Raw genomic sequence first — 13922 nt, 5'->3', positions numbered from 1 at the left:
AATGTCAGCACATCATGACGAACAACAGGATATTGAAAATGCCAAGTATTTTTGGCGCAACGGCGGTAAATGGCTGTTTGCTGCGCTGGTGGCGGGGGCATTGGGTTATTTGGGGCATGTGATATACCAAAACCATCAGCAAAACCGCAATGAAGAGGCTTCTTTAATGGCATTAAAAGCCCAGCAAAGCGGCGATGCGGCGCAGTTGGCAACGTTGCAGCAGCAGTTTGACGGCAGTGCCGCTGCCGCGCAAGCCACTTTAAACGCTGCACAGCAGGCGTTTGACAAAGGCAATTATGAGGAAGCAGCCAAAGCCTACCGTTGGGTGTTGGAACATCAAAAAAATGATGTTTTCCAAGCCGTTGCCGCGCAAAATTTGGCAAATGTGCTGGTGCAGCAAAAGCAGTACGAACAGGCTTTAAGCGTGTTGGCAACGCCTGTTGCGGCGGCGTTTGTGCCTTTGGCAGACGAGGGGCGCGGCGATGTGTATGCCGCGCAGGGCAAACAGGCGGAAGCCAAAACCGCTTATCAGGCTGCTTTGGACAAACTGCCGCAAGATGCGCCCAACCGTGAAGCCTTGCAATTAAAATTGGCACAGCTTTAAAACTATAGTTGATTAAAATCGCAACGATACGGCGTTGCCAACGCCCTGATGTACTACCCGTACACGGCGGGCGTTGTCGCCTTGTCTCGTTTTATTTTAATCAACTATATATGGTTGATTAAAATCCCCGATAAGTGATTTATCGGGGATAATTTAATGCTTGAATCTATCAGGCTTCGGGGCGCATTTGCGGGAACAGCACCACATCGCGAATGGTTTGTGCATCGGTCAGCAGCATGACCAAACGGTCAATGCCGATGCCGCAGCCGCCTGTGGGGGGCAAACCGTATTCCATGGCACGGATATAGTCGGCATCATAGTGCATGGCTTCATCATCGCCTGCGTCTTTTTGTGCCACTTGCGCTTTAAAACGCGCCGCTTGGTCTTCGGGGTCGTTTAACTCCGAATAGCCGTTTGCTAACTCGCGCCCGACTACAAACAATTCAAAACGCTCGGTCAGACCCGCCTGTGTATCGGAAGCGCGCGCCAAAGGCGACACTTCCACAGGGTAGTCCACAATAAAAGTGGGGTTCCACAATTTGCTTTCGGCGCAACCTTCAAATAATGCCAGTTGCAAACTGCCGATACCGGGGCTGGGTGGCAGGCTTTCGCCGTGTTTCACAATTTCCTGTTTCAGCCATTCGGGGTCGTTTAACTGCTCGTCCGTGTAATGCGGATTGTATTTTTTAATCGCCTGCAAAATGGTTAAACGTTCAAACGGGCTTTCCAAATCCACTTCCTTGCCGTTATAAGTCAGTTTCAGGCTGCCTGAAACCGCTTGGGCGGCGGCGCGAATCACGTTTTCCGTCATTTCCATCATGCGTTGGTAGCCGCAAAACGCCTCGTAAAACTCCATCATGGTAAATTCGGGATTGTGGCGCACGCTCATGCCTTCGTTGCGGAAATTGCGGTTGATTTCAAACACGCGCTCCAAACCGCCCACCACCAGCCGTTTTAAATACAATTCGGGCGCAATGCGCAGATACAGGGGCATATCCAAGGCATTGTGATGGGTCACAAACGGTTTTGCCGTTGCCCCGCCCGGAATCGGGTGCATCATCGGCGTTTCCACTTCCAAATAACGCTCGTCCACCATAAATTGACGGATGGCCTGCACAATTTGGCTGCGTTTGATAAAAATATCGCGGCTGTCGGCGTTGGCAATCAAATCCACATAACGCTGACGGTATTTGGTTTCTTGGTCGGACAAGCCTTTGTGTTTGTCGGGCAGCGGGCGCAGCGATTTGCTTAACAAGCGAATGTGCGCCACGCGCACGGTTAATTCGCCGTGATTGGTTTTAAACAGCGTGCCTTCCGCGCCGATAATGTCGCCCATATCCCAATGATTGAACGCGTCCAATACTTCTTGGCTCACGCCTTTATTGTTTAAATACAACTGGATTTGCCCGCTGACGTCTTGAATGGTGGCAAAACTCGCCTTACCCATTTGGCGTTTGAGCATCATGCGCCCCGCGATTTTCACGGGAATATTTTGCGGGTCCAGTTCGTCTTTGCTGATGTCGCCGTATTGCGCCTGCAAATCGCCCGCAAAGGCATCGCGGCGGAAATCATTCGGAAAGGCAATGCCTTGGCTGCGGATGGCGTTCAGTTTTTCGCGGCGGACGGCGATGATTTGGTTTTCGTCCAAAATCGTTTCTTCGGCGGCGGAATGCTGTGTTTCGCTCATGCTGAATCTTTCTTGAAAATAATCGTGTTTGATAAAACAAAACTTTAAATTGTACGCGTTTTGGCGGTTTTTTGAAAGAACTGCGCCTGCGCGGAATATGGCGTATGTTTGACCGATGTCAAAATTTTTGTGCAGCGCAAACGGGTGGTTTTGTGTATATTTGCCTGCCCGCCAACATCAAACCCAATGGGTGTGATTGTTTTTTGCTTTCAGCAGAAACAATGATTTGTGCGGGGACGTGAATCCGTACCAACACTGGCAGTGTGCGCTGCGGATTTGGTTACATTAAAAATCAAGGACAATAAATGACCGAAAAGAAAACCCAAACGATGTCTGTCAGGGTGTTGCAGATGCCCGAGCCGCAAGGGGCGAATCGGGCTGTGTCGCGGAAAAATTATTATGGCGAGGAATATCGGGTGTTTGTTACCGATTATGAAGCCGAATATCCCGACGGCTGCCTGATTACTTCGCGCACCGATTTGAACGGCATCATCACACACGCCAACGAGCCTTTTGTGGAATTGAGCGGCTGGACGCGCGAAGAGCTGATTGGCAGTCCGCATTGTGTGCTGCGCCATCCGGATATGCCCGAAGCTGTGTTCCGCGATTTGTGGGAAACGCTGCAGGCAGGCAAAAAATGGTACGGCTATGTGAAAAACCTGCGTAAAGACGGCGGCTGTTATTGGGTGTATGCCACCGTGATTCCCAATATCCGCAAAGGCGAAGTGCAGGGTTATACCTCGGTGCGCCGCAAACCCGCCCGCAGCAAAATTGAAGAAGTCAGCGCCCTGTATGCCGAAATGCTGGCGCAGGAACAAAACCATACCGCTGCAGCATAACACATATTTCAGGAGTTTCTGATGAATAAGCGTTACATCCAACGTGTGTTGGAAGATTTAAACCATTCCACCGCCGACATTACCGCTTCGGCACTGATTTCTACCGACGGTTTGGCAATTGCCGAAGCCTTGCGCCAAGGCACGGATATTGACCGTGTGGGCGGTGTGTCGGCGGCATTGCAGGCATTGGGCAACCGCGCCACCAAAGAATTAAGCTGCGGCAAACTGGACCAAATTATGGTAAAGGGCGACGACGGCTATATTTTGCTGGTTCGCGCCGGCGAAGAAGCGGTGCTGATGCTCACTGCCCGCGAAGATGCCAAATTGGGCATGATTTTGCTTAAAGCGCGTCAGGCAGTCAAAGAATTGGCGCAGCACGACTTGTCCAAAGCCTTCTAACGGGGGCGCGATATGTTGAATTTTCTGATTGCCCCCGATTTTCCGCCCGAAAACTTTTCCGGCTGGCACATTTTCAATACCCTGCTGCAAAAGCGCACCGGTTTGCGTATCCGCTTGCTTACCCCTGCCGATTCGCAGGAAGAAAGCCAAATGTATCAGCAAAACCGCGTGGATTTGGTGTATGCCAATCCCTTTCACGCTGCCGAGTTAATCCGCCGCGAAGGTTATCTGCCTGTGGTGCGCCCGATTGACTGCCCCGATGAAATGGTAATTGCCACCTATGCCGATGCGCCGTTTCAGCATTCGGACGAGCTGCCCGAACAATCGCGTATTTTGGTAACCGACAATGCCGATGTGCGTTTGGTGGGTTTGCGTTTGTTGGAATCGGCGGCTTTGTCGGAATACGATATCCGTTGGGAAAAAGCCGCTACTTTTCAGGCTGCTGCACGCCGTTTGATTGCGCGTGAAGCCGAGGCTGCATTTTTTCTGTCTTCTGCCTACCGCGCGTTTAACACCAGCACCCGCGAGCGTTTGCACGTACTGATGGAAAGCCGTTTGGACGACATCAGCCATGTGTTGGTGGTACACCCCGATTCGGCGGCGCACCGCCGTCCCCTGTGCGATGCCTTTACACAAATGCGCCGCGACAGGGCAGGCGAAATGGTGTTGGCAGATTTGGGGATTAGTCAAGGTTTTGAGCAGCTTGATGAAGAAGATGCGGAATTTATGATTGATTTGATGGATACTTTGCGCGACTAAACGGCGCAGGTTTTTTCAATGAAAACAACGGCAGCAGAAGTGGATGTTTCTGCTGCCGTTTGGTTATTGGAAACTGGCGATGATTGGTTGAATACGGGCAATATCGGTTTCTTTGCGGATAAGCGTAAACAGGGTTTCGGCTTCGGGATAGGCGGTTTTCATCATACCCAGCCATTGTTTTAAACGGGCGATGGCGTATTTGCCTTGGGCTTCGTGCTGTAGGCACAAATCAATAAACAACTGAATCCATGTGATAATTTCATTTTGGAATTGAGCTTCATCAATGGGAAGACCTTGTTCGTATCGCCAAATTTGTCGCGCCAAATCGGGACGCATTACTGCACCGCGCCCCAGCATAATGTGGGTGCAACCGCTGGTTTGGCGGATGGCGTGGTAGTCTTGCAGGGTAAACACGTCGCCGTTTGCCATCACGGGAATGCGGATATGTTGGCGGATGCGCGGCAGCCATGCCCAATCGGCAGGGGGACGGTAGCCTTGCGCTTTGGTGCGGGCGTGGACGGTGAGCAGCGATGCCCCGCCTGCTTCGGCGGCTTGGGCGTTTTCCAATGCCAAATCGGTGTGGTCGTAACCCAAACGCATTTTGGCGGTCAGTACAACCGTGTCGGGCAGGGCTTGGCGTACGCTGCGGACAATGCGGTACACTTTTTCGGGTTCTTTTAATAATACCGCACCGCCTTGATGTTTATTAACGGTGGGGGCAGGGCAGCCGAAATTTAAATCAATATGCCTTGCACCAAAACGCACAGCTTCACAGGCGTTTTGTGCCATCATGGCTTCGTCGCTGCCCAAAATCTGCACGGCGCACGGCACGCCTGCGGGGGTTAAGTTGGCGTGCGCCAGTTCGGGAACATGGCGCAGCCACGCAGCGCGTCCGTGTATGGTGTGGGTAATGCGGACAAATTCGCTCACGCAGCCGTGATAGCCGCCGATGCGGGTCAGCAAATCGCGCATGACGGGGTCGCATAAGCCTTGCATGGGCGCAAGCCAAATTTGTATTACTTCTTTTGAATCGGTTAATGGATTGTTTTCTGTTTGTTTTACTTCGGGAATCATTTTGTGCTTACCTGTGTGTTTTCGGGTACGGTGGCTGAAAACAGCCAAATATTGACGGTTCGGATTATCGCTGTTTGGGGTTTTATCACAAGGTGGGGTGGATATAAACCGTTACGGATTTTGTAGTTATATGTTTTCTTTCGCTAATCAATAAATTGTTAAATTGGTGTTTAAACTTCTTTACAAAAATTGTCAATTGGGCGGAAAAGTGCGGTAAGATAATTTGGTCTTTCCTGAACCATATGGCAAGACCAAAATATGACGGGAATATGCAAAAGTCTAAAATTTCCTAAATGTTTTATGCTGTTGTGTGATTCGGGATAATATGGCAAGGTTGGGGAACAGCTTTGTCTGACCCAATCTGATTTGGCTTTTTTAAACAGCAAAAATCAAACAGTAGAAAGGAATAAACCATGAAACGAGGTGTATGGGTATCAAGCCTTATCTTTCCAACAGTGGTACAGGCTGCGGCAACAGACGGGTGGAGGCAGCCGTTTTCGGTATTGGATTCGGGCGATACGGCTTGGGTGATGGTGTCGGCGATACTGGTGTTGTTTATGACGCTGCCGGGTTTGGCATTGTTTTATGGCGGCATGGTCAGGAAGAAAAATCTGTTGTCGACCATGATGCACAGCTTTTCGGCGGCGGCATTGGTCAGTGTGTTGTGGGCGGCGGTGGGCTATTCGCTGGCGTTTGTGCCGAATAATGCGCTGATTGGCGGTACGGGACGTTTGTTTTTGGCGGGCATGGGGGTGGATGCGGCGGCACAAACGGCAACCGTAATGCCCAACGCGCCGACAGTCCCGGAAACGGTGTTTATGTTTTTTCAGATGACGTTTGCGATTATCGGGGCGGCGATTATTTCAGGGGCGTTTGCCGAGCGGATGCGCTTTGGTGCGATGATGTGGTTTACGGGGGCGTGGTTTTTGCTGGTGTATGTGCCGGTGTGCCATTGGGTGTGGGGCGGCGGCTTTATGGCTAATGGCGGTGTATTGGATTATGCGGGCGGTACGGTGGTGCATGTGAATGCGGGCGTGGCGGGTTTGGTGGCGTGTTTGATGTTGGGACGGCGCGTGGGTTACGGGCGCGAAGCGATGCCGCCGCACAATATGGCGTTTACTTTGGTGGGCGCAGCGATGTTGTGGGTGGGCTGGTTCGGTTTTAACGGCGGTTCGGCGGTGGCGGCGAATGCGGCGGCGGGAATGGCGGTGGCAACCACGCAGATTGCAGCAGCAACAGGGGCGTTGGCATGGATGGTGTGTGAAAAAGTGGTCGGACACCGCCCGTCTGCTTTGGGTTTGGCTTCGGGCGCAGTGGCAGGCTTGGTGGGGATTACACCCGCAGCGGGTTTTGTAAATTTACAGGGAGCGTTTGCCATTGGCGCACTCACAGCGGCAGCGTGTTATCTTTCTGTCGCAGTGTTGAAACGCAAATTGGGTTATGACGACAGCTTGGACGCTTTCGGTATTCACGGTTTTGGCGGGATTGTCGGGGCATTGCTGACGGGGCTGTGTTTTGACAATTCGGTTTTCGGCGGTACGGCAGAACCGATGCGGCAATTGTGGATTCAGTTTAAAGATGTGGCGGTAACGGCGGTGTACAGCGGTGTGGTCAGTGCGGGCGTGCTGTGGCTGATTCAGCGTTTTGGCGGCGGTTTGCGGGTGGAATACGATGTCGAGCGTGAAGGCTTGGATTTGCATATTCACGGCGAACGTGTTGAATAACGTTCTTTTGCGGCTGCCTGTTTCTGTTTGACGGTTTGTTACCCTGTCAAACAGAAACAGGCAGCCAAATCAAATCATAGCGTACGCATCGCGTATGCCATTTTCTGCCTGATTTCCTTTTGCTTCTTTTGGGTTTGGAATTCCGCCGTTTGCAGCGGTAAAATAAAACTTTTTTCAGGCAGGGCGACACCCTGTCTGTGCGTTTAACCGAAAGACTGTAATGGATATTCACGCCCTGCTTGCCACCGAATTGGCTGCTTCCCCCGCTCAAATCACCGCCGCCGTTGCCTTGTTGGACGAAGGCGCAACCGTGCCTTTTATCGCCCGCTACCGCAAAGAAGCCACAGGCGGTTTGGACGACACACAATTACGCCAACTGTCTGAACGCCTGACTTATCTGCGCGAACTGCAAGAGCGCAAAACCACCGTGTTAAACAGCATCAGCGAGCAAGGCAAACTTACTGCCGAACTGCAAGCCGCCATTGAAGCCTGCGACAACAAAACCGCGTTGGAAGACCTGTATCTGCCCTACAAACCCAAACGCCGCACCAAAGCTCAAATCGCACGCGAACACGGTTTGCAGCCTTTGGCAGATGCCTTGCTGTCTGACCCCACGCGCCAGCCTGAAAGCGAAGCCGCCGCCTATCTGAACGAACACATTGCCGACACCAAAGCCGCTTTGGACGGCGCACGCGCCATTTTAATCGAGCAATTTGCCGAAGATGCCGAACTGGTCGGGCGTTTGCGCGAAAAACTGTGGCACGAAGCCGAAATCCGTGCCGAAGTGCTGGCAGGCAAAGAAGCTGAAGGCGAAAAATTCCGCGATTATTTTGACCACCGCGAAGCCCTGTGCCGCATGCCCGGCCACCGTGCCTTGGCGGTGCTGCGCGGACGCAATGAAGGCGTGTTGCGCGTATTTTTAAGCTATCAGGACGACCACGCCCTCGCCGCCGAAGATGCCTATGCCGACACCGTTGCCGCCCATTTCGGCATTGCCGAGCGCGGACGTGCCGCCGATGCGTGGTTGCGCGACACCGTGCGGCTGGCGTGGCGCGGCAAACTGTTTGTTTCCTTGGAAACCGAAGCCCTGTCTGCCTTAAAAGAACAGGCGGATGCCGATGCCATTACCGTTTTTGCCAAAAACCTCAAAGACCTGCTGCTTGCCGCCCCCGCAGGACGTTTGCCCACTTTGGGTCTTGACCCTGGTTTCCGCACAGGCATCAAAACCGCCGTCGTGGACGACACAGGCAAATTATTGGACACCGCCGTTGTCTATCTGCACCAACAGGAAAACGCCCTGAACACCTTGGCGCGTTTGGTTAAACAACATCACATCAAACTGATTGCCATCGGCAACGGCACCGCCAGCCGCGAAACCGACAAACTCGCCGCCGAACTGTTGCACAGGCTGCCTGAAAGCGGCTTGCACAAAATCACCGTATCCGAAGCGGGCGCGTCTGTCTATTCCGCTTCCGAGCTTGCCGCCGCCGAGTTTCCCGATTTGGACGTGAGCCTGCGCGGTGCCGTTTCCATCGCCCGCCGCCTGCAAGACCCGCTTGCCGAACTGGTGAAAATTGACCCCAAATCCATCGGTGTCGGGCAGTATCAACACGATGTCAATCAAAGCCGTTTGGCAAAATCGCTGGATGCCGTGGTGGAAGACTGCGTCAACGCCGTGGGTGTGGACGTAAACACCGCTTCTGCGCCCTTGCTGGCACGGATTTCAGGTTTAAACAACACTTTAGCCAAAAACATCGTTGCTTATCGCGATGCCAACGGCGCATTTGCCAACCGAAATGCCCTGCTTAAAGTCCCCCGTTTGGGCGAAAAAACCTTTGAACAGGCAGCAGGTTTTCTGCGTATTAACGGCGGCAGCGAACCTTTGGACGCCTCTGCCGTCCACCCCGAAGCCTATCCCGTGGTTGCCAAAATGCTGGCGCAGCAAAAACTGACCGCCGCCGAACTGATTGGCAACCGCGACCAAATCCGCCAAATTAAAGCCACCGATTTTATTGACGAACGTTTTGGTTTGCCCACCATCAGCGATATTTTGGCAGAGCTGGAAAAACCGGGGCGCGACCCACGCGGCGAATTTAAAACCGCCGCTTTTGCCGAAGGCATTAACGAAATCAGCGATTTGCAGGTAGGCATGATTTTGGAAGGCGTGGTGTCCAATGTCGCCAATTTCGGCGCATTTGTCGATATCGGCGTGCATCAGGACGGCTTGGTGCATATTTCCGCACTGGCGGATAAATTTGTGCAAGATCCGCGCGAAGTGGTGAAAGCGGGCGACGTGGTAAAAGTGAAAGTGCTGGAAGTAGATGCCCCGCGCAAACGCATTGCCCTGTCTATGCGCCTGAACGACGATGCCCCCGCCAAAAGCCAAAACACACAGCCTGAAAAACGCCGCGCCCCGCGCCCAGACAAACGCGAAACCGCCCCGCGCAATTCCGCTATGGCAGATGCGTTTGCCAAGTTGAAGAGGTAAAATAGAGACTGCTTTAAAACTTTTTGTACTTTATATTCAATTTTATAACTTTAACGTAATAAAAATTATGGCAAAAAAAGAAGTCAAAACCGATTTATGGGTTTATGAATTATTGAAAGAAGCTGGTATTTCATTAGACCCACAAGGCAGTTCCATTAAAGAATTGGATGACGCACTCAAAACTGCGTCCAAATCAGGCAAAGGTAATACAGGTTTTCCTGAATATTGTGGTGTGGTACAAGATTTCGTGATTGTGATTGAAGACAAAGCGGATATTGCCAAACACATTCAACGCAATACCGAACAACTGATTTGCCAAGAAAAGAAAAGCATTACCGATTTTGCGGTTAATGGTGCTTTGCATTATGGCATTCATTTGGCGAAAAAAACCAGTTATAACAAAGTGATTGCGATTGGTGTGTCAGGTGATGACAAACGCCACAAAATTTCACCCTTGTTTATCAATGAGCGGGGTGAATACAAAGAGTTGGAAGATGTTGAGACATTTACGCTTTTTAATGAGAAAAACATCAAAGGATATTACACCAAATACATTTTGAAAGAACAAACGGACGAAGAGAGAACCACCGCTGAAATTTTAAAAGATGCCAAAGCCTTGCATGAAGATTTACGCAATTATGGCAGCATTCAAGATAAAGACAAACCATTGATTGTTTCTGGTATTTTGTTGGCATTGCGCGAAATTGATTTTCAAAATTTCAGTTTAGATTTGTTGAATGGAGATGATGTCAAAACCGATGGGCAGAAAATTTGTGAAGCGATTGCCAGCAATTTGCAACGCGCTCAAGTTCAACCCGAAGTCAAAAAAGACAAATTGCTCAGTCAATTTTTGGTAATTAAAGATACCAAAGCGATTAACGAAGTCAATCCTACTTTGGGTAAAACGCCTTTGAAACATTACGCCCAATTTATTTATGAGCATATTTATAAAAACATCAAAAACATTCAATCGTCAGAAGACTATTTAGGGCGGTTTTATGGCGAATTTATGTCGTATTCAGGTGGCGATGGGCAAACGCTTGGTATTATACTAACTCCACGTCATGTTGTTGAGTTATTTTGTGAATTGATTGATCTAAAGCCGAGTGATAAGGTTTTTGACCCTTGCTGCGGTACGGCAGGTTTTTTGATTGCAGCCATGCACCATATGTTGGAAAAAACCGATAAAGATGTGGAAAAACGCCGTATTCGCAAAGAAAACTTACACGGCATTGAATTACAACCGTATATGTTTACCATTGCTACCACCAATATGATTTTGCGTGGCGATGGTAAAAGTAATTTAGAGCAAGAAGATTTTTTAAAACAAAATCCTGCACAATTACAGCTAAAAGGCTGCAATATCGGCATGATGAATCCGCCGTATTCGCAAGGCTCAACAAACAATCCAAATTTATATGAAATGGCTTTTACCGAACGTTTGCTGGATTCTTTGACGGCAGACGGCAAAGCAATTGTGATTGTGCCACAATCATCAATGACAGGAAAAACCAAAGAGGAACAATCTATTAAAGAAAATATTTTGAAAAAACACACGTTGGAAGGTGTGATTACGTTGAATAAAAATACTTTTTACGGTGTAGGAACCAACCCTTGTATCGCCATTTTCACCACTGGCATCGCGCATGATAAAGACAAAATGGTCAAATTTATCAATTTTGAAAATGACGGTTTTGAAGTGCAAAAACACATTGGTTTGGTGGAAACGGTTAGTGCAAAAGACAAAAAAGAACATTTATTGGACGTTTGGCATGGCAGGCTGTCTGCGGAAAGCAAATTCTGCGTGGAAACCACGATTGAAGCCGATGATGAATGGCTGCATTCGTTTTACTATTTCAATGATGAAATTCCAACGGAAGCGGATTTTGAACAAGTGATTGCCGATTATTTGACTTTTGAAGTCAATATGATAACACATGGTCGTGGGTATTTATTTGGATTGGGGAAAGATGATGAGTGAGTTGAGGACACATTCAGGCAACTTGAAAGAAATTGAATGGCGTGAATTTTTTATTTCCGATATTTTTACCAAAATTCAACGTGGGAAGCGATTAACCAAAGGCAATCAACAAGCTGGTGAAATGCCATATGTTTCATCAACTGCGAGTAACAATGGCGTGGATAATTTCATTGGTAATTCGTTAGGTGTCCGCATTTTTGAGAATTGTTTGACATTGGCAAACAGTGGCAGTGTTGGCTCAACTTTTTTTCATCATTATCGATTCGTTGCCAGCGACCATGTTACTGCTTTGCAAATGGAACAGCCTAATAAATATGTTTATCTATTTCTTTCAACTTTACTTAAACGGTTGGAAGAAAAATATTCATTTAATCGTGAAATCAATGATAAACGGATTCAGCGAGAGAAAATCTTATTGCCAGTTAATTCAGAAGGAAAACCCGATTGGCAATTTATGGAAAATTTTATGCGCCAAATTGAGCAAAATAAAATTCACACTCTATTAAAATATTATAATTCATTGAATTATATTGAAAATTTCGTGCAGGGGGGGGTAGCGTTTTGCAAAACTCAAATTAAGTGGGCGGTTTTTGCGATTGAAGAGGTTTGCGAGATTTTGTCAGGTGTTCGGCTAACCAAACAGGATATGATTATTGGTAATATGCCATTTGTTGGTGCAAGCGACAGCAATAATGGCATTACTGCTTTTGTTGCCAATCAAAACAGCAGTTTGGATAAAAATGTTTTGGGTGTGAATTACAATGGTAGCGTGGTGGAAAATTTTTATCATCCGTATGAATGTTTGTTTTCCGATGATGTGAAACGCTTGAAAATCAAATCTGAAAATGCGGATAAATATGCTTATTTGTTTTTAAAAGCGGCGATTTTGCAACAAAAATCCAAATATCAATATGGCTATAAATTCAATGCCACACGAATGTCGCGTCAAAAAATCATGCTGCCTGAAAATGGAAATGGGCAACCTGATTGGGTGTATATGTCGCAGTATATGGAACAAATTAAACTACGACAAATTATGCATTATTTGACATGTCTCAAGCTATCTGTAAAACGAAAGTGTCAAACATGCAATTAAGTGAACAGCACTGCGATTTACTCAGCCAACCCTTCTATCAATTTGTGCAATTAAAACAATATTGCCCCGAACAAATCGAACCGTTAAAAGCGGCTTATAAAGCGGCGTGGCAGGATTGGCGCGAAACGGTCAATGCAGCGGCGCAGGTTTTGGGTGCGCCGTTTGCGCCGCCGCATATTGAACGCTGGTGTAACGGCTGGCAGGTACGCGCTCATTTTTTTGCCTTTCTCAAATATGCACATTATCAGGATTCGGCGGCGATTTTATCGCTGTTGCTCAACCGCCGCCGTTTAACCGTCAGTTTGGATTGGCACGCCCACCGCGCCGACCGTTCCGCCTACACTTTGGCGGATTACCAAAACGGTTTTATTGCGTTGGACAAAAAGCGTTTTGCCGATTTTGAGTTTTGGCGCGACAGCGAGGGCGAGTATGCCGATTACATCACGGTAAACCAGTTGCCTGAAAACGGTTTGCCCTTGCGTGATCAGCAAGACTTTTACTGTATCGGCAAACACATCGCCAAAGAAAATTTGGCGGATACCAATGCGGTTGTGTGGATAGCGGACACGGTGCGGGATTTGTTGCCTTTATACGAAGCCTGCCATATTCAAACGGATAAATAATGAACAGTGAAAATATTGCCATTGAACCCCACCCGCTGCCGCCGTTTGCGCCGCCGCATACCAAATTGCTGATGCTCGGCAGTTTTCCGCCACCGCGCGGGCGTTGGAAAATGGATTTTTATTATCCCAATTTTCAAAACGATATGTGGCGGATTTTCGGGCTGGTGTTTTTTGGCGATAAGGATTATTTTGTGGATACGGCTGCCAAAACGTTTCGCGAACAGGCAATCCGTGCGTTTTTAAATCAAGCGGGCATTGCGGTGGGCGATGCGGCGGCGCAAGTGCGCCGTTTGCGCGGTAATGCTTCCGACCGTTTTTTGGAAGTGGTGCAGGCAGTGGATTTATCCGAGCTGCTGACACGGCTGCCGCAGTGTCAAACTGTGGCGTTTACCGGCGATAAGGCGGCGCAAATCCTGCTGCCGCAGTTGGGCGCAGGGGCGAAATTGCCAACTATTGCTGCGCCCGTTACCGCCTGCTGTGCGGGGCGTGAGCTGACTTTATACCGTCTGCCTTCTTCATCACGCGCCTATCCTTTGCCTTTGCTGCAAAAGGCGCAAGCCTACCGCAAAGTTATGGCAGCGGCATCGCTGCCGTTGTATATCAATTTACGTTAAAATTCTTTACAATAACGGTATGACTGTGCATTAG

Annotated in this window: 12 protein-coding genes; 10 read left to right on the top strand and 2 right to left on the bottom strand. The window is 49.1% G+C overall.

All coding sequences use genetic code 11. The features are described 5' to 3' along the window. The first annotated feature begins 1 nt into the window (after position 1). Positions 2-604 (top strand): YfgM family protein, encoded by a 603-nt coding sequence (locus tag H3L98_RS07960; RefSeq protein ID WP_027021543.1) that lies wholly within the window; start codon positions 2-4, stop codon positions 602-604. Between the two features lie 169 nt (positions 605-773). On the opposite strand, the gene lysS is transcribed toward H3L98_RS07960, so the two are convergent. Beyond that, a complete protein-coding gene (lysS, locus tag H3L98_RS07955) occupies positions 774-2291 on the bottom strand; it encodes a lysine--tRNA ligase (protein ID WP_027021542.1) in 1518 nt (505 codons plus the stop codon). Between the two features lie 305 nt (positions 2292-2596). Between lysS and H3L98_RS07950 the strand changes: the two genes are divergently transcribed. Genes H3L98_RS07950 through H3L98_RS07940 form a run of 3 tightly spaced genes read left to right on the top strand, consistent with a single transcriptional unit; the run spans position 2597 to position 4288 of the window. Further along, on the top strand, positions 2597-3130 hold the full coding sequence (locus tag H3L98_RS07950; protein ID WP_246327802.1) for a PAS domain-containing protein: 534 nt from the start codon (positions 2597-2599) through the stop codon (positions 3128-3130). Positions 3131-3151: 21 nt separating this feature from the next. Next, complete coding sequence (locus tag H3L98_RS07945; protein WP_027021540.1) at positions 3152-3529, top strand: roadblock/LC7 domain-containing protein; 378 nt, start codon at positions 3152-3154, stop codon at positions 3527-3529. Positions 3530-3541: 12 nt separating this feature from the next. Continuing rightward, positions 3542-4288 (top strand): PhnD/SsuA/transferrin family substrate-binding protein, encoded by a 747-nt coding sequence (locus tag H3L98_RS07940; RefSeq protein ID WP_027021539.1) that lies wholly within the window; start codon positions 3542-3544, stop codon positions 4286-4288. Positions 4289-4351: 63 nt separating this feature from the next. Here the strand turns inward: H3L98_RS07940 and H3L98_RS07935 are convergent, their stop codons facing one another. Beyond that, entirely contained in the window at positions 4352-5284 is a 933-nt protein-coding gene (locus tag H3L98_RS07935) for a tRNA dihydrouridine synthase (protein ID WP_084481874.1), read from the bottom strand. 491 nt (positions 5285-5775) lie between these two features. On the opposite strand from H3L98_RS07935, the gene H3L98_RS07930 reads away from it, so the two are divergent. The 6 genes from H3L98_RS07930 to H3L98_RS07905 all read left to right on the top strand — a co-directional run bounded on the left by H3L98_RS07930 (position 5776) and on the right by H3L98_RS07905 (position 13888). Further along, complete coding sequence (locus H3L98_RS07930) at positions 5776-7086, top strand: ammonium transporter (protein ID WP_027021537.1); 1311 nt, start codon at positions 5776-5778, stop codon at positions 7084-7086. Positions 7087-7306: 220 nt separating this feature from the next. Next, a complete protein-coding gene (locus H3L98_RS07925; RefSeq protein WP_027021536.1) occupies positions 7307-9574 on the top strand; it encodes a Tex family protein in 2268 nt (755 codons plus the stop codon). Positions 9575-9821: 247 nt separating this feature from the next. After that, positions 9822-11555 (top strand): HsdM family class I SAM-dependent methyltransferase, encoded by a 1734-nt coding sequence (locus tag H3L98_RS07920; RefSeq protein WP_246327801.1) that lies wholly within the window; start codon positions 9822-9824, stop codon positions 11553-11555. Beyond that, complete coding sequence (locus H3L98_RS07915) at positions 11518-12651, top strand: restriction endonuclease subunit S (protein WP_211247093.1); 1134 nt, start codon at positions 11518-11520, stop codon at positions 12649-12651. The genes H3L98_RS07920 and H3L98_RS07915 overlap by 38 nt, the downstream gene beginning before the upstream one ends. After that, the gene (locus H3L98_RS07910) at positions 12642-13274 is read left to right on the top strand and encodes an HI_0552 family protein (RefSeq protein WP_034333051.1); all 633 of its coding nucleotides are present in this window, start codon (positions 12642-12644) and stop codon (positions 13272-13274) included. Before H3L98_RS07915 ends, H3L98_RS07910 begins: the two co-directional genes overlap by 10 nt. Continuing rightward, a complete protein-coding gene (locus H3L98_RS07905) occupies positions 13274-13888 on the top strand; it encodes a uracil-DNA glycosylase family protein (protein WP_051531994.1) in 615 nt (204 codons plus the stop codon). The genes H3L98_RS07910 and H3L98_RS07905 overlap by 1 nt, the downstream gene beginning before the upstream one ends. Positions 13889-13922: the final 34 nt, after the last annotated feature.

The organism is Conchiformibius steedae (genome assembly GCF_014054725.1).
GTDB lineage: Bacteria > Pseudomonadota > Gammaproteobacteria > Burkholderiales > Neisseriaceae > Conchiformibius > Conchiformibius steedae.
The sequence above is the reverse complement of the archived record's forward strand: the minus strand, read 5'-3'. Positions and strand labels throughout refer to the sequence as shown.

Excerpts from the sequence above, each read along its gene's own strand:
- H3L98_RS07960 (WP_027021543.1), top strand. The coding sequence starts at position 2 with ATGTCAGCACATCATGACGAACAACAGGATATTGAAAATGCCAAGTAT.
- lysS (WP_027021542.1), bottom strand. The coding sequence starts at position 2,291 with ATGAGCGAAACACAGCATTCCGCCGCCGAAGAAACGATTTTGGACGAA.
- H3L98_RS07950 (WP_246327802.1), top strand. The coding sequence starts at position 2,597 with ATGACCGAAAAGAAAACCCAAACGATGTCTGTCAGGGTGTTGCAGATG.
- H3L98_RS07945 (WP_027021540.1), top strand. The coding sequence starts at position 3,152 with ATGAATAAGCGTTACATCCAACGTGTGTTGGAAGATTTAAACCATTCC.
- H3L98_RS07940 (WP_027021539.1), top strand. The coding sequence starts at position 3,542 with ATGTTGAATTTTCTGATTGCCCCCGATTTTCCGCCCGAAAACTTTTCC.
- H3L98_RS07935 (WP_084481874.1), bottom strand. The coding sequence starts at position 5,284 with ATGCAAGGCTTATGCGACCCCGTCATGCGCGATTTGCTGACCCGCATC.
- H3L98_RS07930 (WP_027021537.1), top strand. The coding sequence starts at position 5,776 with ATGAAACGAGGTGTATGGGTATCAAGCCTTATCTTTCCAACAGTGGTA.
- H3L98_RS07925 (WP_027021536.1), top strand. The coding sequence starts at position 7,307 with ATGGATATTCACGCCCTGCTTGCCACCGAATTGGCTGCTTCCCCCGCT.
- H3L98_RS07910 (WP_034333051.1), top strand. The coding sequence starts at position 12,642 with ATGCAATTAAGTGAACAGCACTGCGATTTACTCAGCCAACCCTTCTAT.
- H3L98_RS07905 (WP_051531994.1), top strand. The coding sequence starts at position 13,274 with ATGAACAGTGAAAATATTGCCATTGAACCCCACCCGCTGCCGCCGTTT.